The 24,453-nt window shown below is 61.5% G+C and carries 18 protein-coding genes; 11 read left to right on the top strand and 7 right to left on the bottom strand.

Translation table 11 applies throughout. From position 1 onward, the window contains the following. The first annotated feature begins 72 nt into the window (after positions 1 to 72). On the top strand, positions 73 to 1,710 hold the full coding sequence (locus BLW22_RS18145; RefSeq protein ID WP_074847200.1) for an AMP-binding protein: 1,638 nt from the start codon (positions 73 to 75) through the stop codon (positions 1,708 to 1,710). 542 nt (positions 1,711 to 2,252) lie between these two features. Here BLW22_RS18145 and BLW22_RS18140 read toward each other — a convergent pair. From BLW22_RS18140 to BLW22_RS18130, 3 genes are all read right to left on the bottom strand, one after another. After that, a complete protein-coding gene (locus BLW22_RS18140; RefSeq protein ID WP_065924119.1) occupies positions 2,253 to 3,152 on the bottom strand; it encodes a hydroxymethylglutaryl-CoA lyase in 900 nt (299 codons plus the stop codon). Between the two features lie 16 nt (positions 3,153 to 3,168). After that, positions 3,169 to 3,561 (bottom strand): MerR family transcriptional regulator, encoded by a 393-nt coding sequence (locus tag BLW22_RS18135; protein ID WP_027606274.1) that lies wholly within the window; start codon positions 3,559 to 3,561, stop codon positions 3,169 to 3,171. A 114-nt stretch (positions 3,562 to 3,675) separates the two neighbouring features. Continuing rightward, a complete protein-coding gene (locus BLW22_RS18130; RefSeq protein WP_074847199.1) occupies positions 3,676 to 4,611 on the bottom strand; it encodes a LysR family transcriptional regulator in 936 nt (311 codons plus the stop codon). 166 nt (positions 4,612 to 4,777) lie between these two features. On the opposite strand from BLW22_RS18130, the gene BLW22_RS18125 reads away from it, so the two are divergent. Continuing rightward, positions 4,778 to 6,007, top strand: a complete 1,230-nt coding sequence (locus tag BLW22_RS18125; RefSeq protein WP_074847198.1) for an acyl-CoA dehydrogenase — start codon at positions 4,778 to 4,780, stop codon at positions 6,005 to 6,007. A gap of 167 nt (positions 6,008 to 6,174) precedes the next feature. Then, positions 6,175 to 7,323 (top strand): integrase core domain-containing protein, encoded by a 1,149-nt coding sequence (locus BLW22_RS18120; RefSeq protein ID WP_065924691.1) that lies wholly within the window; start codon positions 6,175 to 6,177, stop codon positions 7,321 to 7,323. An 84-nt stretch (positions 7,324 to 7,407) separates the two neighbouring features. Here the strand turns inward: BLW22_RS18120 and BLW22_RS18115 are convergent, their stop codons facing one another. Both BLW22_RS18115 and xthA read right to left on the bottom strand, forming a co-directional pair. Continuing rightward, the gene (locus tag BLW22_RS18115) at positions 7,408 to 8,742 is read right to left on the bottom strand and encodes a substrate-binding domain-containing protein (RefSeq protein WP_074847197.1); all 1,335 of its coding nucleotides are present in this window, start codon (positions 8,740 to 8,742) and stop codon (positions 7,408 to 7,410) included. A 150-nt stretch (positions 8,743 to 8,892) separates the two neighbouring features. Next, positions 8,893 to 9,705, bottom strand: a complete 813-nt coding sequence (gene xthA / locus BLW22_RS18110; RefSeq protein ID WP_065924116.1) for an exodeoxyribonuclease III — start codon at positions 9,703 to 9,705, stop codon at positions 8,893 to 8,895. 168 nt (positions 9,706 to 9,873) lie between these two features. On the opposite strand from xthA, the gene BLW22_RS18105 reads away from it, so the two are divergent. The 7 genes from BLW22_RS18105 (at position 9,874) to BLW22_RS18075 (ending at position 20,981) form a co-directional block, all read left to right on the top strand. Further along, complete coding sequence (locus BLW22_RS18105; RefSeq protein ID WP_027606279.1) at positions 9,874 to 10,518, top strand: GNAT family N-acetyltransferase; 645 nt, start codon at positions 9,874 to 9,876, stop codon at positions 10,516 to 10,518. Positions 10,519 to 10,582: 64 nt separating this feature from the next. Further along, positions 10,583 to 12,310, top strand: coding sequence for an autotransporter assembly complex protein TamA (locus BLW22_RS18100; protein ID WP_074847196.1), 1,728 nt, complete (start codon positions 10,583 to 10,585; stop codon positions 12,308 to 12,310). After that, complete coding sequence (locus tag BLW22_RS18095; protein ID WP_083381377.1) at positions 12,310 to 15,981, top strand: translocation/assembly module TamB domain-containing protein; 3,672 nt, start codon at positions 12,310 to 12,312, stop codon at positions 15,979 to 15,981. Before BLW22_RS18100 ends, BLW22_RS18095 begins: the two co-directional genes overlap by 1 nt. A 334-nt stretch (positions 15,982 to 16,315) precedes the next feature. Then, positions 16,316 to 16,789, top strand: coding sequence for a MarR family winged helix-turn-helix transcriptional regulator (locus BLW22_RS18090; RefSeq protein WP_027606282.1), 474 nt, complete (start codon positions 16,316 to 16,318; stop codon positions 16,787 to 16,789). Next, positions 16,786 to 18,237, top strand: coding sequence for an efflux transporter outer membrane subunit (locus BLW22_RS18085; RefSeq protein WP_074847194.1), 1,452 nt, complete (start codon positions 16,786 to 16,788; stop codon positions 18,235 to 18,237). The genes BLW22_RS18090 and BLW22_RS18085 overlap by 4 nt, the downstream gene beginning before the upstream one ends. Positions 18,238 to 18,252: 15 nt before the next feature. Beyond that, positions 18,253 to 19,452: an HlyD/EmrA/EmrK family protein gene (locus BLW22_RS18080; RefSeq protein ID WP_065948374.1), complete on the top strand. Its 1,200-nt coding sequence runs from the start codon at positions 18,253 to 18,255 to the stop codon at positions 19,450 to 19,452. Continuing rightward, the gene (locus BLW22_RS18075; RefSeq protein ID WP_027606285.1) at positions 19,452 to 20,981 is read left to right on the top strand and encodes a DHA2 family efflux MFS transporter permease subunit; all 1,530 of its coding nucleotides are present in this window, start codon (positions 19,452 to 19,454) and stop codon (positions 20,979 to 20,981) included. The genes BLW22_RS18080 and BLW22_RS18075 overlap by 1 nt, the downstream gene beginning before the upstream one ends. Before the next feature lie 267 nt (positions 20,982 to 21,248). Here the strand turns inward: BLW22_RS18075 and lpxH are convergent, their stop codons facing one another. Further along, complete coding sequence (gene lpxH, locus BLW22_RS18070) at positions 21,249 to 21,998, bottom strand: UDP-2,3-diacylglucosamine diphosphatase (protein WP_074847193.1); 750 nt, start codon at positions 21,996 to 21,998, stop codon at positions 21,249 to 21,251. Continuing rightward, the gene (locus tag BLW22_RS18065) at positions 21,995 to 22,498 is read right to left on the bottom strand and encodes a peptidylprolyl isomerase (protein WP_065927032.1); all 504 of its coding nucleotides are present in this window, start codon (positions 22,496 to 22,498) and stop codon (positions 21,995 to 21,997) included. The genes lpxH and BLW22_RS18065 overlap by 4 nt, the downstream gene beginning before the upstream one ends. A 249-nt stretch (positions 22,499 to 22,747) precedes the next feature. Here BLW22_RS18065 and BLW22_RS18060 point away from each other — a divergent pair, with 249 nt between their 5' ends. Next, complete coding sequence (locus tag BLW22_RS18060) at positions 22,748 to 24,448, top strand: glutamine--tRNA ligase/YqeY domain fusion protein (protein ID WP_065927033.1); 1,701 nt, start codon at positions 22,748 to 22,750, stop codon at positions 24,446 to 24,448. Positions 24,449 to 24,453: the final 5 nt, after the last annotated feature.

Genomic DNA, 24,453 nt, shown 5'->3' with positions numbered 1-24,453 from the left:
AGCTTGCGTTACGGTGCTGTCAATCGTAGTTTACGTTTACGTCAACCTACAAAAAAGACAACCGGGGTCGTTATGGATCAACTGCATCCGAGCTACAGCCGTGGCTCTCAGGACAAGGCGTTGCTGGCCATGACCATTGGCCAGGCCTTCGATCACACCGTGGCGCAATACCCCGATGGCGAAGCCCTTGTGGTGTGCCATCAGCAGCGTCGCTACACCTGGCGGCAACTGGCCGAGACCGTCGATGTGCATGCCCGCGCGTTCCTGGCCTTGGGTATGCAGACCGGCGATCGCCTGGGCATCTGGGCGCCCAATTGCGCCGAGTGGTGCATCAGCCAGATCGCCAGCGCCAAGATTGGTGTGATCCTGGTCAATATCAACCCGGCGTACCGCAGCAGTGAACTGGACTACGTGCTCAAGCAGTCCGGCTGCGAGTGGCTGGTGTGCGCCGGCGCGTTCAAGACCTCCGACTACCACGCGATGTTGCAGGCATTGCAGCCTGATCTGCGCGGCATGATCAGCCTCGACCCCAGCCCGCCCCCGGGCTTCCTGCCCTGGTCGGAACTGGCGGCCCTCGGTGCGGGCCTGCCGCCCGAGCAGCTGCACAGCCGTCAGGCCAGCCTGCACTTCGATCAAGCCGTCAATATCCAGTACACCTCCGGCACCACGGGGTTCCCCAAGGGCGCCACCCTCAGTCATCACAACATCCTCAATAACGGCTATATGGTCGGCGAAAGCCTGGGCCTCACCGCGCAGGACCGCCTGGTGATCCCGGTGCCGCTGTACCACTGCTTCGGCATGGTGATGGGCAACCTGGGCTGCATTACCCATGGCACCACCATGATCTACCCGAATGACGGCTTCGATCCGCTGCTGACCCTCACCGCCGTCGCCGAAGAACGTGCCACTGGCCTGTACGGCGTGCCCACGATGTTTATTGCCTTGCTTGATCACCCACGCCGGGGCGAGTTCGAGCTGTCCACCCTGCGCACCGGCATCATGGCTGGCGCCACGTGCCCCATCGAGGTGATGCGCCGGGTCATCGGCGAATTGCACATGGGCGAGGTGCAGATTGCCTACGGCATGACCGAGACCAGCCCCGTGTCCCTGCAAACCGGCGCGGATGACGATCTGGAGCGTCGCGTGACCACCGTCGGCCGCACCCAGCCGCAACTGGAAAGCAAGATCATCGATGAAGCCGGTAACACGCTGCCCCGTGGCCAGGTCGGCGAACTGTGCACCCGTGGCTACAGCGTGATGCTCGGCTACTGGAACAACCCCGACGGCACCCGCGAGGCCATCGACGCTGCGGGCTGGATGCACACCGGCGACCTGGCCACCATGGATGCCCACGGCTATGTGTGCATCGCCGGGCGCAACAAGGACATGATCATTCGCGGTGGCGAAAACGTGTACCCGCGCGAGGTGGAAGAGTTTTTCTTCACCCATCCGGCGGTGGCCGATGTGCAGGTCATCGGCATTCCGGACGAGCGTTACGGCGAGGAGATCGTGGCCTGGGTCAAGCTACATCCCGGCCATGTGGCCAGCGAACTGGAGCTGCAGGCCTGGTGCAAGGGCCGCATCGCGCACTTCAAGACGCCCAGGTACTTCAAGTTCGTGGAGGAGTTTCCGATGACGGTGACGGGCAAGATCCAGAAATTCCGCATGCGCGAGATCTCGATCGAAGAGCTGGGGGCAGGGCAGGGTTAAAGGCCAGAAAGCACAAAGGGGACCCGAAGGTCCCCTTTAATTTGTCGTTGCGTGCTCTTTTTTTATTATTGAGGGGCGGTCTATTGTTGTTTTTGGCAACCGTTACCCTTTACCGCTGTTTTTGGCGACCCCCATCCGGGGTCAAGAGCAAACGTATTTTTTTGAGCGCTGATCTGCTTCTTCGTTAACGATCCAACCAGTGGGTAGCTACCTGAGGTAGTTTTATTTTTCTCTAACCGGTTGCGGGTTTCGGCATGCCGTACCCTGCGAAGCACATCTTCTCCAAAAAAATCTGTTAGCTGCGTCTCTGCCGTGTTGTTTTTGTTATGTCAGAGTCGTTTCGTCTTATTTTTATTAGGTTTGGCGCTTTTTATTCTTGTTATGCCATAGAGATAGCAGAAGGCGTGCCAACTTTTAAAATCCATTTAAAATCAATAAGTTAATTTTTAAGTAGGGTTTGGCCTACAGAAAATACGACAAAATATGTTCCCGTGTTACTCGATGTGTAGCCGTGCGGTAACACATTGTCACGGCTACGCTACTCAACCGGCTGTCCGCGCCTTGGCTACGCGCGAGCCGGTAGGGCGGCCGAGGACATGGCTGATTTGCAGGCCCGCGCGAATCAATGCGTCCAGGTCGATGCCGGTGTCGATCCCGAGGCCATTGAGCAGGTACAGCACATCTTCGGTGGCGACGTTACCGCTGGCGCCCTTGGCATAGGGGCAGCCGCCGAGGCCTGAAATAGAGCTGTCGAATACCGTGATGCCTTCCAGCAGGCCGGCATAGATATTGGCGATGGCCTGGCCATAGGTGTCATGGAAGTGGCCCGCCAGTTTGTCCCGTGGCACCTGCGCGCCGACCACCTCGAACAGCCGCCGCGTGGTGCCCGCCGTGCCGGTGCCGATGGTGTCGCCCAGGGACACCTCGTAGCAGCCCATGGCATACAACTCCCGCGCGACCGCCGCCACCTGTTCCGGCGCAATCTCACCTTCGTAAGGGCAACCCAACACACAGGACACATAGCCGCGCACGCTGATGCCGTGCTGCCTGGCCGCCGTCATGATCGGCGCAAAACGCTCCAGGCTTTCGCTGATGGAACAGTTGATATTGCGCTGGGAAAACGCCTCGGAGGCTGCGGCAAACACCGCCACTTCCTTCACGCCCGCCGCCAGCGCGTCCTCGAAACCACGCAGGTTTGGCGCCAGCGCGCCGTAGGTTACGCCGGGCTTGCGCTGGATCTGCGCGAACACGTCGGCGGAACCGGCCATTTGCGGCACCCACTTGGGCGAGACAAAACTGCCGACTTCGATATAGCTCAGGCCCGCCGCGCTGAGGGCATCCACCAATTGGACCTTGTCGGCCACGCTGATGGGCTGGGCTTCGTTCTGCAAGCCGTCGCGCGGGCCGACTTCCACCAGGCGCACATGGGAGGGGAGGGACATGGCAGCTACCTTCTGATCAATGGCCAACCTGGCCCATGGTTTGCGCCAGGGCCTGGGTGCAACGCTCTTCGGCGGTGTCCAGCTCCAGCTTCATTTGTTCGATATCCAGCAGTTGCTGTTCCAACTGCTCACGGCGCTCGGCGATCTTGGCCAGCATGCTGTTGAGTTGGATCTGGTTGCCGCCGGTGGGGTCGTAGAGTTCGATCAGCTCACGGCACTCGGCCAGGGAAAAACCGATGCGTTTGCCCCGCAGGATCAGCTTGAGGCTGACCTTGTCCCGCGCCGAATAAATGCGCTCCTGCCCCCGGCGTTCCGGGGCCAGCAGGCCTTGTTCTTCATAGAAGCGAATGGCGCGGGTGGTGATGTCGAGCTCGCGGGCGAGGTCGGAGATGCTGTAGGTCGTGCTCATGGGGGCGCTCAAGAAGGTCTTGGCGCTAAGCTAATGGCAGGTTGACGTAAACGTCAAGGGCCGCTGCGCAGCCCATCGGGGCAAGCCCCCTGCCACAGGGGGCGCTCTTCAGCCTCAGGCCTGTTGCTTATCCAGCTTCTTCTCATGGGCGGTGACTTGCTGGCACAACTCGATCATCTGCTCGCGCATCCAGCGGTTAGCCGGGTCCTGGTCGGTGCTTTCGTGCCAGTACAGGTGGGTTTCCACCGGTGGCACGTCGTTGACCGGCAGGTTGAACCAATGCAGTTCATGGCGGCGGGCGAAACGTTCGGGCACGGTCATGACCATGTCGGTCTGCTGCAACACTTGCGAGGCCATCAGGTAATGCTGGGAGCGCAGGGCGATCTTGCGCTGGATGCCTATCTTGCCCAGGGCCAGGTCGACATGGCCCAAGCCGTTGCGGCGGCTGGAGATATGGATATGGGTCAGCGACAGGTAGTCATCCAGGGTGAACTTGTCCTTGCCCGCCATGGGATGGCCCTTGCGCATGGCGCAGACGTAGCGGTCTTCCATCAGCTTGACGTGGCGCACCTGCGGGTCGGTGTTGAGCGGCGCGTCCACGGCAAAATCCAGGCGCCCGGCTGCCAGTTCCTTGGTGGTCTCGCGGCGTTTGGAGAGGAAACTCTCGATCACCACGGTGGGCGCCAGGCGGCGCAGGCGTTGGAACAGCAGCGGCAGAATCACCGCTTCGGTGAGGTCGGTCATGCTGATGCGGTAGGTCTTGGCCGCCTGCTGCGGGTTGAAGATGCGGCTTTCCTGCACCGACACCCGCAGCAACGACAGCGCATTGCGCACCGGGCCGATGATGTTCTGCGCCATCGGCGTGGGCACCATGCCTTGGGCGGTGCGCACGAACAGCGGGTCGTTGAACGTCTCGCGCAGGCGCGCCAGGGCGTTGGACACCGCCGGCTGGGTGATGCCGACAATCTGCCCGGCGCGGGTCAGGTTGGCTTCGGTGTAGATCGCGTCGAAGACGATAAAGAGGTTGAGGTCGACCTTGCTCAGATTCATTGGGTTGCGCTCTTATTATTAGGTGGCGATTTGTTACGTGCTCATACGTCGATCATATATCGGTGATGAATGTTAATACACGCCGAGAATAGGCTAGGTAAATTATCAACGCTGTTCTAGCATCGATTGCATGACCTAAACAACCTCTCAAAGAAGGGAGCTGCTCATGGATTTCGCCTATTCGCCCAAGGTTCAGGAACTGCGTGAACGTGTTACAGCGTTCATGGACGCTTACGTTTACCCGGCCGAGCCGGTGTTCGAACGCCAGGTCAGCGAAGGCGACCGCTGGCAGCCCACCGCCATCATGGAAGAGCTGAAGGCCCGGGCGAAAGCCGAAGGCCTGTGGAACCTGTTCCTGCCCGAGTCCGAACTGGGCGCCGGCCTGACCAACCTTGAATACGCCCCCCTGGCCGAGATCATGGGCCGCTCGCTGCTGGGCCCGGAGCCGTTCAACTGCTCCGCCCCCGACACCGGCAACATGGAAGTGCTGGTGCGCTACGCCAACGAAGAGCAGAAACAACGCTGGCTCGAACCGCTGCTGCGCGGTGAGATCCGTTCGGCCTTCGCCATGACCGAGCCCGATGTCGCCTCCTCGGATGCCACCAACATGGCCGCCCGCGCCGAGCGCCAGGGCGACGAGTGGGTGATCAACGGCAAGAAATGGTGGACCTCCGGCGCCTGCGACCCGCGCTGCAAGATCCTGATCTTCATGGGCCTGAGCAACCCGGATGCACCGCGCCACCAGCAACACTCGATGATCCTGGTGCCGGTGGACGCCCCCGGCGTGAAAATCGTACGCCCGCTGCCGGTGTTCGGCTACGACGACGCGCCCCACGGCCACGCCGAAGTGCTGTTCGACAATGTCCGCGTGCCATACGAAAACGTACTGCTGGGTGAAGGCCGAGGCTTCGAGATTGCCCAAGGCCGCCTCGGCCCGGGCCGTATCCACCACTGCATGCGCTCCATCGGCATGGCCGAGCGCGCGCTGGAACTGATGTGCAAACGCTCGGTCAGCCGCACCGCGTTCGGCAAGCCTTTGGCGCGCCTGGGCGGCAATATCGACAAGATCGCCGACTCACGCATGGACATCGACATGGCGCGCCTGCTGACCTTGAAAGCGGCGTACATGATGGACACCGTGGGCAATAAAGTGGCGAAAAGTGAAATCGCCCAGATCAAGGTGGTGGCGCCGAACGTGGCGTTGAAGGTGATCGACCGCGCGATCCAGATCCACGGCGGCGCCGGCGTATCCAACGACTTCCCGCTGGCCTACATGTACGCTATGCAACGCACACTGCGCCTGGCCGACGGCCCGGACGAAGTGCACCGCGCGGCCATCGGCAAGTTCGAGATCGGCAAGTATGTGCCTAAAGAGTTGATGCGAGGCGGGCAGTAACACCGCGCCGCCTGCAATCGGGGCAAGCCCCCTCCCACACTTTGACTGTATTCCCAAATCAAAATGTGGGAGGGGGCTTGCCCCGGTACAAACCGGGGACATCGTTTACATTTCTAACCGGGGACATGGTTTACAGGCTAATACGCATGATCAGGAGGTAACTGATCATGCCCTGGAACCAAGAGTCCCCCATGAATCAAAGAATCAAGCTGGTAGCTGATTGGCTTTCTGGCAACTTCACCAAAAGCCAGTTGGCACGCCGCTTTGACGTTAGCCGACCTACCGTCGATAAGTGGATTGCCCGGCACGACGGCGACTTGAGGTCTTTATCCGAACTGTCCCGGCGACCTCACAACAGCCCAAATAAAACCGACGACGAGATTTTGGCCCGTGTAGTCGCGATGAAGGAGGCTCACGATAAATGGGGGCCGAAAAAGCTTCTCGAACTATTACGGCTGGAAGATCCCTCCGTCACCTGGCCCTCTCCAAGTACGGCCGGTCAATGGCTTGACCGACTTGGGCTCGTCAAAAAGCGGCGCTTCAAACGCCGACACAGCATTTCCCACGCACAAATGCGAAAGGCCGACGAACCTAACAAGACGTGGTGTGCTGACTACAAAGGGCAGTTCAAGATGCTTAATGCTCAGATGTGCTTCCCTTTGACCGTCACAGACCATGCGTCGCGTCTGATTTTAGCGTGCAGGGCCCATCCCAAGATCATGACCCAGCCTGTAAAACAGGCCTTTGAGAGGCTTTTTCAGGAGTACGGCATGCCGGAAGTTATCCGTTCGGACAACGGGGTACCGTTCGCCTCTCCTGGCCTGGCAAGAATATCCACACTGGCAGTTTGGTGGATTCGGCTGGGTATTTATCCCGAGCGAACCATGCCGGGAAGACCCGCCCAGAATGGTCGCCATGAACGAATGCACCGTAGCTTGAAACTTGAGTTGCCCTTAGGGAAAAACTTAGTCGAGCAGCAGCTTTTGCTGGAGCATTTCAGGCATGAGTTTAATTACGTACGCCCTCACGAAGCGCTCGGCATGAAACGTCCAGGAGACTTGTATGTGCCGTCCACCCGAATTTATCCAGGATGCTTGCCCGATGTGGAATATCCGGCAGAAATGAAAGTTCGAAGCGTCAGGCAGGACGGATCGATCAAGTGGAACGGCAAGTTGGTATTTATCAGCGAGGCGCTGTCCGGGGAAAGGATAGGGCTCAAAGAAGCTGAAGATGAAGCTTGGGATTTGTACCTGTGTGATTATCCCTTGGGGAGGCTTGGACGAGGTATGACCCGCGTCCAGGCCTCAAATGTGTAAACGATGTCCCCGGTTTCAGATGTAAACGATGTCTACGGTTCTACACCCCGATGAGGCCATTCCGAACACCGCAAGGCTAAGGCCTCAGTACACCCAAACCTCCACCCGCCGATTCTTGATCCGCCCCTCATCCGCCGTATTCGCCGCCACCGGCATCTGTGCGCCGAAGCCGCGAATATCGCGCAATACCACGCCATTCTTGACCAGCTCCCGGCGTACCGCCATCGCCCGCAGCTTCGAGAGCAGCGCGGCCCGTTGCGGGTCATTCTTGGCATCGCCGAATCCCACCAGCGTTACCTGCTTGTCGAGTTGGTTGTGGCGCTTTATATAGGCCACGACGCGCTGCACGTCCTGGCGCGCCTTGTTGTCCAGGCTGGCGCTGCCTTCCTCGAAGCGAAAATTCACGCTCAAACGCTGGGCGTCGCGGGCAATCGCCTGGTAATCGTCGGGCATCGAAGGGCGTGGCTCCACCGTCATCGCCTGCACCTGCTGCGCAATAAACCCATTGGCCGCCACAATCGCCTGGCCTTTGCTGCTCTGGGCAAAGTCCACCAGGGCCTTGGCCCACGGGTTGCTGGAGGCGGGCGGCAGGTAGAAGAACAGCCGACGTGACAGCGGGTAATCCTCGGTGGCAATCAGGCTGTTCAACGGCAACATCGGTTGCGAGTCGCCATCGACAATTGCCACCGCCTTGGCCTGGCGCACGTAAGGCAAGCCGATAAAACCGATGCCCTGGGGATCCCGGCTCACCGCATCGGACAACGCTTCGCTGGACTCGAAGCGCTTGGCGGACGCGGCCAGGGGCTTGCCGCGCAGGCGCAGCACCAGGTCCTTGAAGGTGTCATAGGTGCCGGATTGATCATCCCGCGCGTACAGGTGAATGGCGCCGCCGATCCCGCCCAATGCTTCCCAGGTGTTGATTTCGCCGTTGAAAATCTGCGCCAGTTGCTCGGTGTTCAACGTATTCAGCGGGTTGCGCGGGTTGAGGATAATGGCCAGGCCGTCGATGGCGATCACCTGTTCGGCCTCGGGGCTTTTCAGGTCGCCGAGCGGTTCGAGGTCCACCAGTTCGCTGTCTTTTATCGGCCGGGACGAGGCGGCCAGGTCGGCGCTGGCGTTTTTCAGCGCGGCAAACCCCGTGCTGGAACCATGGGCCGCCACCTCGACGGTCACCGTCCTGCCCTGGCGTGTCTTGCCGATCACGTGCTGTTCATTGGCGCCCTCGGCCGGTTCGCTGTGCACCGCCTGCAGGCCCTGATGCTCCATCAACCCCTTGACCAACGCCGGCCCCAGCGCCGCGCCAATGGTGTTGGAACCCTGGATGCGCAAAGCCGGGCCTTGGTCGGGAACGGGGAGGGGGGCAGCCACGACGCAGAGGGAAAACGCGCTACACAACAGGAACAGAACGCGCAGCATCATGCCGGCACCTTCTCAAGCCAAAGGGAGTGCCGCGAGATTAAGTCACTTGGATTTCAATAATGTGACTGACAGTCAGCCTATCTGTTACTGATACACCGCGATCGGGGCAAGCCCCCTCCTACATTTGGCCCGAGTACACAGTCAAGGGGATCAGCTCAGCTCAAGCCAGATCGGCGCATGGTCAGACGGTTTCTCCAAGCTCCGCAGGTCGTAATCCACGCCGGCATCCTTGACCCGCGCCAGCAAGCCATTGGAGGCCATGATCACGTCAATGCGCAGCCCACGCTTGGGCTCATCCTCGAACCCACGGCTGCGGTAGTCGAACCAGCTGAAACGGTCGGCCACATCGGGGTTGAGGTGGCGGAAGCTGTCCACCAGGCCCCAGTTCTTCAGGCGCGCCATCCACTCGCGCTCTTCAGGCAGGAAGCTGCACTTGCCGGTTTTCAGCCAGCGCTTGGCGTTGTCGGCACCGATGCCGATGTCGCAGTCCTCCGGGGAAATGTTCACATCGCCCATCACCACCAGGGCCTGGTCGTTGCTGAACTGGCTTTCCAGCAGGTGCTGCAAATCTGCGTAGAAGCGCTGCTTGGCCGGGAACTTGGTCGGGTGGTCGCGGCTTTCACCTTGTGGGAAATAGCCGTTCATGATGGTCACCGGCTGGCCATTTTCATCGGCGAAGGTGCCCCAGATAAAGCGGCGCTGGGCGTCTTCTTCATCGCTGGCAAAGCCCTTGTGCACGCTCAAGGCTTCTTTGCGCGAGAGCAGCGCTACACCGTAGTGGCCTTTTTGGCCGTGGTAGTACACGTGATAGCCCAGGGCCTGCACTTCGGCCAGGGGGAACTGGTCGTCGTGGACCTTGGTTTCCTGCAGGCCGATCACGTCGGGTTGGTGTTTTTCAATCAGTGCCGCCAGCTGATGAGGGCGGGCGCGCAGCCCGTTGATATTGAAGGAGACGATTTTCATGGTCGGCGGTCCAGTCTGGCAAAAGGGCGATGCTAGCGGACAAGTCGGACGGGGGCCAGCGTGGCGGTAGGACAGATGCACTGCTAATGTCTGGGAACGACTGGTGCTGCGTAGGTTCGTACCCATAAGAACGCCATCTATTGAGTGGCGCCCAGGGAGATTGACTGTATGACTGACACTGCCATTGGCGAAGTTCGCCTGCTCAACAGCGGCTACTCCCGCGAAGCCCGCTCGCTGCTGTACCAGGCCTATCGGCATGAGCCGACGTTTGCCTACATCTTCGAGGCGGAACGCGCAGGCTATGAACAACGGGTACGTGCCACGGTGCGCGAACTGGTCAAGCAGCATTTCTTCCAGAAACTTCCCGCCATCGGCCTGTTCGTCAACGACCGCCTGATCGGCATCGCGCTGATCGCGCCACCGCAGCGACGCCTGGGGATTACCGAAAGCTGGGCCTGGCAATTGCGCATGTGGCTGAGCACCGGCGTGCGCGGTACCCGGCGCTACCTGGACTACCACTATGCGGTGATGGCCTGCCTGCCCAACGAGTCGGTGCATGTGTTACCGCTATTGGGCATTCATCCGCAATTCCAGGGCAAGCACTACGGTGAACAGCTGCTGGAGGCGGTACACAACTGGTGCGCTGAAGACCCGCATTCGTCCGGTGTGGTGTTGGACACGGGGAATTCGCGCTATCTGGAGTTCTACAAACGCCAGGGCTATGAGGAGATCGGCGAAGTGGCTGTAGGACCGATTCTGGAACACGTATTTTTCCACCCCAATCCGCAGGTGTTACATGCTGCAACGGCTTAGCGCAGAATTTTTCAGAATCCTCTGAGTTCTAAGTTTCTCCCCAGCTCGTGTAGCATCCGCGCCTATGAAGTTTCCAGGAAGATTTACCAGCGGCTTGGTTCTGCTGTTCATAAGCTGCGGCGCATTCGCGCAAAGCGAATTGGACGTGCGGATCAAGCCAAAAAACGACGCGTTGAAAGCCAACATCGAAGGCTATATCGGCGGGGTGGGCGAGCGTGACGAAGAGGCCTTGCTGCGGTTCAGCCGTGGGGCCGAAGAGCAGGCGCGCAAAGCCGCCCAGGCTTTAGGTTTCTATCAGCCCCGGATCGAAAGCGATGTGAAGGGCGGCAAGAACCCGCGCCTGATCCTCACCATCGACCCCGGCGAACCGGTGCATCTGCGCAACGTGACCATTCGGGTCGACGGCCCGGCCGCGGACCTCAAGGCCTTTCGCGTGCCCGCCAGCGACGACCTGAAATCCGGCGCCGTGCTCAACCACGGCCACTACGAAGACGCCAAGCGTCTGATCCAGAACCAGGCCTCGCGCTACGGCTTTTTCAGCGGGCGTTTCACTCACCAGAAACTCTCGGTAGACCCCCAGGCCGGTGTCGCCGATATCGAACTCATCTATGACAGCGGCCCGCGCTACACCTTGGGCAAGGTCAGCTTTGCCGGCGATACGCCGTTTGACGAAGAGCTGCTGCAACGCATGGTGCCGTTTAAAAGTGGCGCCCCCTACGATTCCGAACTGATCGCCGAACTCAACCAGAACCTGCAAGCCAGCGGCTTTTTCGAAGGCGTGCGCGTCGACGCCGCGCCTGCGGCTTCGGCCAATGACGTGATCCCGGTGGCCGTCAACCTGGAGACCCGCAAGCCACGCACCATGGGCCTGGGCCTGGGTTTCTCCACCGACGTCGGCCCGCGCGGCAAGGCCAACTGGACGCGCCACTGGGTCAATCCCCAGGGCCACAGCTATGGCTGGGAAGCTGAACTGTCGGCGCCTCGGCAGAACGTCGGGCTGTGGTACGACATCCCGCTGGACCCGCCGCTCACCGATAAACTGCGTTTCGCCGGCGGTTATCAGAATGAAGAAATCGCCAACACCGACACCTTGAGTAAATTGCTCACCCTCGGGCCCGAATGGCACAGCAAGTTGCCCAGTGGCTGGACCCGGGTGATCTCGCTCAAATACCAGCGCGAAGAATACCGCCTGGGCAATGACTCGGGCCTCAGTAACCTGGTGATGCCGGGTGTGAGTTATTCCTACCTGCGCAGTGATAACCGCATCGACCCCCACAACGGCTACCGCCTGCAATTCGACAGCAAGGTGGCGAAGGAGGGGCTGGGCTCCGACACCAACCTGCTGTACGGCACGGCCATGGTCAAGGGCCTGACCACCCTGTGGGACAACCACCGCTTCTTGGCGCGGGCCCAGGTCGGCGGCAGTGCCACCAACGGCTACAAGTCGGTGCCACCATCGCTGCGGTTCTTCGCCGGTGGTGATCAGAGTGTGCGCGGCTACGAGTACCAGACCCTGTCGCCGGAGAATGACCGGGGCGACCGTATCGGCGGCCGCTACATGGTGGCCCTGAGTGCCGAGTATCAATATTCCATCGCCGAAAAATGGCGGATTGCGACCTTTATCGACCAGGGCAACTCGTTCAACTCCCTGGAGTTGCCCAGCTTGAAGACCGGTGTGGGTGTCGGCATCCGCTGGGTCTCGCCGGTCGGGCCGATCCGCCTGGACCTGGCCCATGCCCTGGAAGACCCGGGCGGCGTTCGATTGCACTTTTCCATGGGACCTGAGCTGTGATGCGTGGTGTGAAAATAGCGGGGCTGGTCGTGTTGGCCATCCTTGTCGTGCTGTTGCTGGCCCTGTGGGCGGTCGTCGGTACCCAGGCGGGCAGTCGCTGGGCGCTGGGGCGTGTACCGGGTTTGAGCGTAGAGAATTTCCACGGCCGTCTGGGCGGCCAGTGGCGCGCCGATCATCTGTTGTGGGCGCAGGACGGCAGTCGCGTCGAACTCGATGCGCCGACGTTTGACTGGTCGCCGGCGTGCCTGTTGCGCATGACCCTGTGCATCAATCGCCTGGATGTGGAGCAAGTCCGCCTGGACGTTGCGCCGAGCACCGAAGAAAGCAGCGGGCCGATTCGATTGCCCGACCTGAAGCTGCCCGTTTCCATTCAGTTGGGCGACGTTCGTGTCGGCAGCCTGCTGCTTAACGGCAGCGAACAACTCAAGGGCCTGCAACTGGCCGCGCACTGGACCGCCGCCGGCATGCAGATTGACACGGTGCACCTGCAACGGGACGGCCTGGTGCTGGACCTGAACGGCCTGTTGCAACCCAGCGGCGACTGGCCGCTGACCGCCAGCGGCAATCTGAACCTGCCCTACGCCCCCGACGGCGCGCCGTGGACGGTGGCGCTCAAGGTCGAGGGCGACCTGCTCAAGACCCTCAGGCTCGACGCCGACAGCAGCGGCTACCTGCCGGCCAAGCTCAAGGGCGAGCTGCAACCCCTGGCGGACAACCTCCCGGCCCAGGTGCATATCACCGCTGATGGCTTCAAACCCAGTGCCGATCTGCCCGACACCCTGCAGCTCAATCAACTGGACCTCACCGCCAAGGGCGACCTGGGCAGCGGCTACCAACTGCTGGGCAAGGCCGTACTGCCGGCGGAAAAAGGCCCGGTGGACCTGTTGCTGCAAGGCAAGGTCGACGCCAAGGGCGCGCAGATCGCCGGCCTGGACCTCAATGCCGGCGACAAACAAAGCCTCAAGCTCACGGCGCAGTTGGACTGGCAACAAGGCTTCAGCGCCGAGGCCAAGATTGACTGGCTGGACTTTCCCTGGCATCGCCTCTACCCGCTGATCGACGAGCCACAGGTGGTGCTGCGCACCTTCAACGGTGAGGTTTCCTACAAAGACGGCAACTACCTCGGCAACCTCAAGGCCGACCTGGACGGCCCGGCCGGCAAATTCAATCTGGTCACGCCATTCAGTGGCGACCTCACGCAAATCTTCCTGCCGGAGCTGAAACTGACCGCCGGCCAAGGCAAGGCCGAAGGGCACCTGAGCCTGCAATTTGCCGATGGTATTGCGTGGGATACCGCGTTGGACCTGTCGGCGCTGAACCCGGCGTACTGGGTGGCGGAGTTGCCCGGTACCCTGGCCGGACCGCTGCGCAGCAAGGGCGAGTTCAAGCACGAGCAACTCAAGCTCAACGCCGACCTCGACCTCAAGGGCCGCCTGCGTGGGCAAACCGCCGTGCTGGCGGCCAAGGCCGAAGGCGCGGGCGAGCAATGGACCCTGGCCAACCTGGATATCCGCCTGGGCGACAACCGCATCAACGGCAGCGGCAGCCTGCAGCAACGCCTGGCTGGGCAGATCGACATCAAGTTGGCGCGCCTGGCCCAGCTGTGGCCGCAGTTGCGTGGGCAGGTGAATGGCCGACTCGACGTCGCCGGCAGCCTCAAGGCGCCCCAAGGCAAACTCGACCTCAAGGGCCAGCAACTGGCATTCGCCGATAATCGCCTGCAAAGCCTTAGCCTGGACGCGACCCTGGACAGTGCCCAGCGCGCGAAAATCGATCTCAAGGGCAGCGGCATTCAAAGCGGCGACACCCAGGTCGGCACGCTCACCGCCAGCGCCCAGGGCGACATCAGGAACCAGAAGGTTCAACTCGACCTGGCCGGTCCCTTGGTCAAACTGGCCCTGGCCCTGGATGGCAACCTCGACCAAGGCAACTGGCGCGGGCGCCTTGCCAGTGGTGATGTGCAGGCGGGTGGCCAGGACTGGAGGCTGCAAGCGCCGGCAAAAATCGAGCACATGGCCGACGGCAAGTTGACCTTCGCGGCCCACTGCTGGATCTCCGGCGCCGCCAGCCTGTGCGGTGAAGACCAGCGCCTGATGCCCGAACCCAAATTGCGCTACCACCTCAAGCAATTCCCCATCGACAGCCTGGCGGCGTTTCTGCCCAAGGACTTCGCCTGGCAGGGCAAGCTCAACGCCGACGTCCAACTGGACCTTCCCGACAGCGGCCCCAAAGGCGTGGTCGCGGTGGATGCCAGCGGCGGCACCTTGCGCGTCAAGGACAAAGACCAGTGGCTGGATTTCCCCTACGACACCCTCAAGTTGGAAACCACCCTCAACCCCAAACGTATCGACACCCAGCTGAACTTCCGTGGCGGCAAGCTCGGCGAGTTGCTGTTGCAGGCGCAGATCAACCCGCTGCCGAAAAACAAGCCGATCAGCGGCAATTTCAGCCTGACCGGTCTGGATCTCGCCGTGGCGCGGCCATTTGTGCCGATGGTCGAGAAACTCAGCGGCAAGCTCAACGGCAGCGGTCGGATCGCCGGTGGCCTGCTGGCGCCGCAGGTCAACGGTAACGTCAACCTGGTGGGCGGTGAAGTCTCCGGGCCGGAGCTGCCCATTAGCCTTGAAGGCCTGAACGTGCAGGCGCTGATCGCCGGTGAAAGTGTGCAGTTGAACGGCGCATGGCGCAGTGGCAAGGCCGGGCAGGGCAGCCTCAAGGGCCAGATCGACTGGGGCCAGGCCCTGGTGGTGGACCTCAGCCTGCAAGGCTCGCAACTGCCGGTCACGGTGGAGCCCTATGCGGTGCTCGAAGTGGCCCCGGACCTGAAGATCAGCCTGAAGAACGACAAACTGGCGATTGCCGGCAAGGTGCGGATCCCGCGCGGCGACATCACCGTGCGCGAACTGCCGCCTTCGACGGTCAAGGTCTCGGATGACACCGTAATCGTCGGCAGCCAGACCGAAGAGGGCAAGCCGCCGATGGCCATGGCCATGGATATCGATGTGGCGGTGGGCGAAGACCAGCTCAACTTCTCGGGCTTCGGCCTCACCGCCAAGGTGCAGGGCCATGTGCACATCGGCGACAACATGGACACCCGTGGCGAGCTGTGGCTCAACGACGGTCGCTACCGCGCCTATGGCCAGCGCCTGGATGTGCGCCGCGCACGCCTGCTGTTCGCCGGGCCGCTCGACCAGCCGTACCTGGATATCGAAGCGATCCGCAAGACCGACGATGTAGTCGCCGGTATCCGCCTCAGCGGCAGCGCCGAGCAGCCCACCACGCAGATCTTCTCGGAACCGGCCATGAGCCAGGAACAGGCACTGTCCTACCTGGTGCTGGGCCGTCCGCTGAGCTCTACCGGCGAAGACAACAACATGCTTGCCCAGGCCGCCCTCGGCCTGGGCCTGATGGGCAGCGCCGGGGTCACCTCGGATCTTGCCAACAAACTGGGGATTCGCGACTTCGACCTCGACACCCAGGGCAGCGGCAACAATACGGCAGTGGTGGCCAGCGGCAAGATCACCGAGAAACTCAGCCTGCGTTACGGGGTAGGGGTGTTCGAACCGGCCAGCACCATTGCCTTGCGCTACCTGCTGAGCAAAAAGGTGTACCTGGAAGTGGCGAGTGGCGTGGCCAGTTCCCTCGACATCTTCTACAAGCGCGATTTCTGAGTCCTGCTCGATCAAAAAATGTGGGAGGGGGCTTGCCCTAATGCCAGTCAGTTAAGCGTACATCGCCTCCTGTAGGAGCGAGCTTGCTCGCGAAAAACGTCAACGATAACGCGTGCTTCCTGAATGAACGCGGCGCCTGTGAGTTTTTCGCGAGCAAGCTCGCTCCTACAAAAAGCCTTAACTGACTGGCAAGCCTCCTCCCACATTGGTTTGCATCCCAGCCCGCCGGTCGTGAAATTAGCAAGCAAGCTAATTATTCCATTTGACTTTCGCTGCCTAGGCAGTAACATCTCGTCATACATTCACTGCCTAGGCAGTAATAAGGTGACTTCCGATGCCCCACTTCACCCCTGAAAACTTCCACAACTGCCACCTCGGGCTGTTGCTGGGCCGTGCGGCGCTCCTCAAGGACCGCATCATCGACACCCACATGGAACCCCACGGCATCACGGCCGCGCAGTTCAAGGTGCTGATCATCATGGCCCAGTTCGGCGTCGACACCCCGGCCGAGCTGTGCCGCAACCTGTCCCTGGACAGCGGTTCGATGACCCGCATGCTTGACCGCCTCGAGCAGAAAGGCCTGCTGGACCGCAAACGCTCCGAGCAGGACCGCCGCCAGGTGCAGTTGGTGCTGACTGCCGACGGCCAGCGCCTGGCAGACATGCTGCCGCACATAGGCGCCCAGGCGTTGAACCAACTGGCGGGCGTACTTGAGGCTGGCGAGCTGGAAACCCTGGAACGGATTCTCAAGAAAATTCTGATAGCTGCCGGTGATCCCATCACCCTGCAGCGGGTAGGTAAAGCATGAACACACGTGCCCTATGCCTGGTGCTCGTGGCCATGAGCATGGCCGGTTGCGCCAACTACAGCGGCCTCGACACCCAGGGCCGGCGCCTCGACGCCAACACCTTGCAGACCGGTAAATCCCTGAGCGGGGTGACCCTGTCGAGTGCCGCCTGGCCCAGCGCCGACTGGTGGAAAAGCCTCGGCGACCCGCAGCTCGACGGCCTGATCCAGGAAGCCCTGCAAAACAGCCCCGACATGCAAGTCGCCAGCGCCCGTGCCCATCAGGCCGAAGCCGCCGCCTATGCCGCGAATGCCGCACGCATGCCGACCCTGGATGCCAGCGCCGGCGTGAGCCGTTCACGCCTGGCCAAGGACCAGGACCCGCGCGGCGAGGGCGATGCCTACTCGACCGTGCGTAATATCGGCGCCAGCTTCAATTACAACTTCGACCTCTGGGGTGGCCAGCGCGCCGCCTGGGAAGCCGCGCTGGGCCAGGCCCGCGCCGCCGAAGTCGACCAGCAGGCCGCGCGCCTGACCCTCGCTGCCGATGTGGCCAAGGCCTACAGCGACCTGGGCCAGGCGCACATCGTGCGCGACCTGGCCGGCGATGACCTCAAGCGCACCCGGCAAATGCTCGACCTGAGCAAGCGCCGCCTGGCTGCGGGCATCGACAGCCAGTACCAGTACCAGCAGACCGAAAGCCTGGAAGCCAGCTCCCAGTCGCAATTGATCGATGCCGACAAACAACTGCAGAGCGCCCAGATCGCACTCGCCGTATTGCTCGGCAAAGGCCCGGACCGAGGCGGCGAACTGGCTCGTCCGAATGTGCTCAAGCCCGCCGCTGTCGCCGTGCCTTCGGTGTTGCCCGCCGAGCTGCTGGGCCGCCGCCCGGACCTGATCGCCGCGCGCTGGCGAGTCGAGGCTGCGAGCAAGGACATCGCCGCCAGCAAGACGCGCTTCTACCCCAACCTCAACCTCAGCGCGAGCGCCGGGGCCGAGTCGTTGCTGGGGGATGCGATGTTCGGCTCGGCCAGTCGCTTCTTCAACATTGCGCCGACGATCTCGTTGCCGATCTTCGATGGCGGCCGCCTGCGCGCCGACCTCGATGCGCGCGATGCCGACTACGACCTGGCCGTGGCCCAGTACAACAAAACCCTGGTGCAGGCCTTGGGCGATATCGGCAACACCCTTTCGCAACTGCGCGAAACCGGTCGGCAGATCCAGGCCCAGCAACACGCCACGGACATTGCCCAGCAGTCCTACGACACCGTGGTCCAGCGCTACGGCTCAGGGGTCGGTAACTACCTGGACGTGCTCAGCATCGAGCAGCAATTGCTGCAGGCCCAGCGTCAGCTGGCGACCCTGAATGCCGGGCAAATCGATCTGTCGATTCAATTGATGCAGGCCCTGGGTGGCGGATACAGCGCCGACAACGTGGCGTCGACCACCCCAGCCACACGCACGGAATAATTTGAGGTATTTGTCATGGCCACTGCCGAAAACACCAACGCTACAGAACAACCCAAAGACAACAACCCACGCAAACGCAAGGTCATGCTGATCGGCCTCGCGCTGATCGTCATCCTCGGTGTCGTGGGCGTATGGGGCTGGTATGAATTCTACGGGCGCTTCAACGAGAGCACCGACGACGCCTATGTGAACGGCAACGTGGTGGAAATCACCCCGCTGGTCACCGGCACCGTGGTCAGCATCGGCGCCGACGATGGCGACCTGGTCCATGAAGGCCAGGTGCTGATCAACTTCGACCCCAACGACGCCGCCGTCGGCCTGCAAAGCGCCCAGGCCAACCTGGCCCGCACCGTGCGCCAGGTGCGGGGCTTGTACAGCAACGTCGATGGCATGAAAGCCCAGGTCAACGCACAGAAAGCCGATGTGCAAACTGCCCAGGACAACTTCAACCGTCGCAAGACCCTGGCCCAGGGCGGCGCGATTTCCCAGGAAGAGCTGTCCCACGCCCGTGACAGCCTGACGGCCGCGAAAAACGCGCTGACCAACCTTGAGCAGCAACTCAAGACCAGCAATGCGCTGGTGGATGACACCGTGATCTCGTCCCACCCGGACGTGCAGGCCGCTGCCGCGCAACTGCGCCAGGCTTACCTGGCCAATGCGCGCAGCACCTTGATCGCGCCGGTCACCGGCTACGTGGCCAAGCGCACCGTGCAACTGGGCCAGCGCGTGCAGCCGGGTACGGCGTTGATGGCGGTGATCCCGCTGAACCAGCTGTGGATCGACGCCAACTTCAAGGAAACCCAACTGCGCGACATGCGCATTGGCCAGCCGGTGGACATCGAGTCGGACATCTACGGCAGCGACGTGAAATTCAGCGGCACCGTGGATAGCCTCGGCGCCGGTACCGGCAGTGCGTTTGCCCTGCTGCCGGCGCAGAACGCCACCGGTAACTGGATCAAGATCGTGCAACGGGTGCCGGTACGCATCCACATCAATGCCGAAGAACTGGCCAAGCACCCGCTGCGGGTCGGCCTGAGCACCGTCGTCAATGTCGACCTGCATGACCAGAGCGGCCCGGTGTTGGCGCAACAGGCGCCGCAGAAGGCGACCTTCACCACCAACGTGTACGACCGCCAATTGGCCGAGGCTGACGCCATGATCACCGAGTTGATCCATGCCAACAGCATCGCCGCGCCCAAGGCTGCGCAACGCTGATGAGCAATAACGCCTCCTTCACGCCGCCCAGCCTGTTGATGGCCACCATTGGCCTGTCGCTGGCGACCTTTATGCAGGTGCTCGACACCACCATCGCCAACGTGGCCTTGCCGACCATTTCCGGCAACCTCGGCGTGAGTTCGGAGCAGGGCACCTGGGTGATCACCTCGTTTGCGGTGAGCAACGCCATCGCCTTGCCGCTGACCGGTTGGTTGAGCCGGCGGTTTGGCGAAGTGAAGCTGTTCCTGTGGGCCACCATGCTGTTTGTGCTGGCCTCGTTCCTCTGTGGTATTTCCACTTCGATGCCCGAATTGATCGGCTTCCGGGTGCTGCAAGGCCTGGTGGCCGGGCCGTTGTACCCGATGACCCAGACACTGCTGATCGCGGTCTACCCGCCGGCGAGGCGTGGCATGGCCCTGGCGTTGCTGGCGATGGTCACGGTGGTGGCGCCGATTGCGGGGCCGATCCTCGGCGGCTGGATCACTGACAGTTACAGCTGGCCGTGGATCTTCTTTATCAACGTCCCCATCGGCATCTTTGCGGTGATGGTGGTGCGTGCGCAATTGAAGAAGCGCCCGGTGACCACCAGCTACCAGCCGATGGATTACGTCGGGCTGTTGAGCCTGATCGTGGGCGTCGGCGCGCTGCAGATCATCCTCGACAAGGGCAACGACCTGGACTGGTTCGAATCCAACTTCATCATTGTGGGCGCGGCGATTTCGGTGATTGCCCTGGCGGTGTTCATCATCTGGGAAATGACCGACAAGCACCCGGTGGTCAACCTGCGGCTGTTTGCCTACCGTAACTTTCGCATCGGCACGATTGTGTTGATCCTCGGCTACGCGGGCTTCTTCGGCATCAACCTGATCCTGCCGCAATGGCTGCAAACTCAGATGGGCTACACCGCCACCTGGGCCGGCCTGGCGGTGGCGCCGATCGGCATCCTGCCGGTGCTGATGTCACCGTTCGTGGGCAAGTACGCGCACAAGTTCGACCTGCGCCTGCTGGCAGGCCTGGCGTTCCTGGCGATTGGTCTGAGCTGCTTTATGCGCGCGGGCTTCACCAATGAGGTGGACTTCACCCACATCGCCCTGGTGCAGCTGTTCATGGGCATCGGCGTGGCGCTGTTCTTCATGCCGACCTTGAGCATCCTGATGTCCGACCTGCCACCGCACCAGATCGCCGATGGCGCCGGTCTTGCGACCTTTCTGCGGACCCTGGGCGGCAGCTTTGCGGCCTCGCTGACCACCTGGATCTGGATTCGCCGGGCGGACCAGCACCATGCGTACATGAGCGAGAACATGACCACCTATGACTCGGCCACCCGCGACGCGCTGCAGGCGCTCGGTGGGGCAGGGCACAAGGCCTACGCGCAACTGGACCAGATCCTCACCAGCCAGGCGTACATGATGTCCACCGTGGATTACTTCACGTTGCTGGGGTGGATGTTCATGGGGTTGATGCTGCTGGTGTGGCTGGCCAAACCGCCGTTTGGCGCCAAGGCAGGGCCGGAAGCGTCCGGCCACTGATTGGCAAAGACTGAAATGCAATCAATTGTGGGAGGGGGCTTGCCCTAATGCCGTTCAGTTAAGCGAAAGTGATTCACTGTAGGAGCGAGCTTGCTCGCGAAGAACTCAGGGCCACCGCGCTTATCGAGAATGAACGCGTTGCCTGGGCGTTTTTCGCGAGCAAGCTCGCTCCTACAGTGAATCACTTTCGCTTAACTGAACGGCATTAGGGCAAGCCCCCTGCCACATTTTGATCTCTGTTCACATTGGATCAGTGGTGTTTGAGGATCAGGCGCCAGGCAACGCCAGCTGCGGATTGACGAAGTCAAACGCCGCCAACTGAAAGCCTTGCTCATCCGCCTGCAACGCCCAGCCCTGCTTGTCCCAATCCCCCAGCACAATGCGCTTGGCCGCCTGGTCGCCAATCTGCAGCTTATGGATCGCCGGGCGGTGCGTGTGGCCGTGGACCAGGGTGCGCACGCCGAACTGCTGCATCACCCGCGGCACTTCCTCGGGCGTCACATCGACAATGTCGTTGGCCTTCATGCGCGTTTGCGCGCGGCTTTCACTGCGCAGCTTGCGCGCCAGCCGGTGGCGGGTGCGCAACGGCAGGTGACGCAGGATAAACAGCACGATGGGATTACGCAGGATGCGCCGCAGCTTCATGTAGCCAAGGTCGCGGGTGCAGAGGCTGTCGCCGTGCATCAACAGCACGGGTTCGCCTGCGAGCTGCACGACACTCGGGTCCTTGAGCAAGGTGGCGCCTGCCGCTTTGCAGAACGCCTTGCCGATCAGGAAGTCGCGGTTGCCATGCATGATAAAAATCGGGGTGCCGCTGTCGCTCAGCTCGCGCAGAGCCTCGCAGATCGAACGCTGGAAGGGCGTCATCCCATCGTCGCCAATCCAGGCTTCAAAGAAGTCCCCCAGAATGTACAACGCCTGGGCGCCACGGGCGCGGTTGTGAAGCAGATCCAGAAACGCCCGGGTAATGTCCGGGCGCTCCTCTTCCAGATGCAAATCTGAAATCAGTAATATCACTCAACGATCTCGGCTTTCTCGACGATCACGTCTTCGACCGGAACGTCCTGGTGACCGGCCTTGGAGGTGGTCGACACGCCTTTGATCTTGTCGACAACGTCCTGGCCTTCGGTGACTTTACCGAACACGGCGTAGCCCCAGCCCTGTACGTTCTTGCCGCTGTGGTTCAGGAAGGCGTTGTCGGCCACGTTGATGAAGAACTGCGCGGAGGCCGAATGCGGCTCCATGGTACGGGCCATGGCGACGGTGTACTTGTCGTTGGAAAGGCCGTTGTCCGCTTCGTTCTGGATGCTTGGGCGCTTGTCTTTCTTTTCTTTCATGCCAGGCTCGAAACCGCCGCCCTGGACCATGAAGTTACCGATCACACGGTGGAAAACCGTGTTTTCGTAGTGGCCGGCCTTAACGTACTCGATGAAGTTGGCGACGGTGATCGGCGCTTTCTCGGCGTTCAGCTCGATGACGATGTCACCGTGGTTGGTGGTCAGTTTGACTTGAGTCATGTTCACTACTCTTTTCAGGGAATTCGTGGGTTTGGACGCCTGGGGCGCCTTACCTGTCTGGCTAAACGGCGGCCAAGGCGCGCAGTTTAGCGTGCCCGGCAGGAATTTCGAGGTGGTTTTTTACCGCCCGGTTAATTAAAGCAGCAGTTTTTGGTCGTGACCTGTCAGTGTCTTGACAGCATCAGCTATGATATCGCCTTTGTTTTATCTGGCCCCAACCGGCCACGAACCTGTCTGTTCAAGGATCCTATGAGCAAGCCCACTGTCGACCCTACCTCGAATTCCAAGGCCGGACCTGCCGTCCCGGTCAATTTCCTGCGCCCGATCATCCAGGCGGACCTGGATTCGGGCAAGCACACGCAGATCGTCACCCGCTTCCCGCCAGAGCCCAACGGCTACCTGCACATCGGTCACGCCAAGTCGATCTGTGTGAACTTCGGCCTGGCCCAGGAGTTCGGTGGCGTCACGCACCTGCGTTTCGACGACACCAACCCGGCCAAGGAAGACCAGGAATACATCGACGCCATCGAAAGCGACATCAAGTGGCTGGGCTTCGAATGGTCCGGTGAAGTGCGCTATGCCTCCAAATACTTCGACCAGTTGTTCGACTGGGCCGTCGAGCTGATCAAGGCCGGCAAGGCCTACGTCGACGACCTCACCCCGGAGCAGGCCAAGGAATACCGTGGAACGCTGACCGAACCGGGCAAGAACAGCCCGTTCCGCGACCGCTCCGTAGAAGAGAACCTCGACTGGTTCGCCCGCATGCGCGCCGGTGAGTTCCCGGACGGCGCCCGCGTGCTGCGCGCCAAGATCGACATGGCCTCGCCGAACATGAACCTGCGCGACCCGATCATGTACCGCATCCGCCACGCCCATCACCACCAGACCGGCGACAAGTGGTGCATCTACCCGAACTACGACTTCACCCACGGCCAGTCGGACGCCATCGAAGGCATCACCCACTCCATCTGCACCCTGGAGTTCGAGAGCCATCGTCCGCTGTACGAATGGTTCCTCGACAGCCTGCCGGTCCCGGCGCACCCGCGTCAGTACGAGTTCAGCCGCCTGAACCTGAACTACACCATCACCAGCAAGCGCAAGCTCAAGCAACTGGTGGATGAAAAGCACGTACATGGCTGGGATGACCCGCGCATGTCCACACTGTCGGGCTTCCGTCGCCGTGGCTACACCCCGGCCTCGATCCGCAACTTCTGCGACATGGTCGGCACCAACCGTTCCGACGGCGTGGTCGATTTCGGCATGCTGGAATTCAGCATCCGTCAGGACCTCGACGCCAATGCCCCGCGCGCCATGTGCGTGCTGCGCCCGTTGAAAGTCGTGATCACCAACTACCCCGAAGGCCAGGTCGAGAACCTCGAACTGCCGCGTCACCCGCAGAAAGAAGAGCTGGGCGTGCGCAAGTTGCCATTCGCCCGCGAGATCTACATCGACCGTGACGACTTCATGGAAGAGCCGCCAAAAGGCTACAAGCGCCTGGAGCCGAACGGCGAAGTGCGCCTGCGCGGCAGCTACGTGATCCGTGCGGACGAAGCGATCAAGGACGCCGACGGCAACATCGTCGAGCTGCGCTGCTCGTACGATCCGGACACCCTGGGCAAGAACCCTGAAGGCCGCAAGGTCAAAGGCGTGGTCCACTGGGTGCCTGCCGCTGCCAGCATCGAGTGCGAAGTGCGCCTGTACGATCGTCTGTTCCGCTCGCCAAACCCTGAGAAGGCTGAAGACAGCGCGAGTTTCCTCGACAACATCAACCCTGATTCCCTGCAAGTACTCACTGGTTGTCGTGCCGAGCCATCGCTTGGCGACGCACAGCCGGAAGACCGTTTCCAGTTCGAGCGCGAAGGCTACTTTTGCGCGGATATCAAGGACTCGAAACCAGGCGCTCCGGTATTCAACCGTACCGTGACCTTGCGAGATTCGTGGGGCCAGTGATTTAA

Origin of the sequence: Pseudomonas marginalis (genome assembly GCF_900105325.1) — a bacterium.
GTDB classification, from domain to species: domain Bacteria; phylum Pseudomonadota; class Gammaproteobacteria; order Pseudomonadales; family Pseudomonadaceae; genus Aquipseudomonas; species Aquipseudomonas marginalis.
The sequence above is the reverse complement of the archived record's forward strand: the minus strand, read 5'-3'. Positions and strand labels throughout refer to the sequence as shown.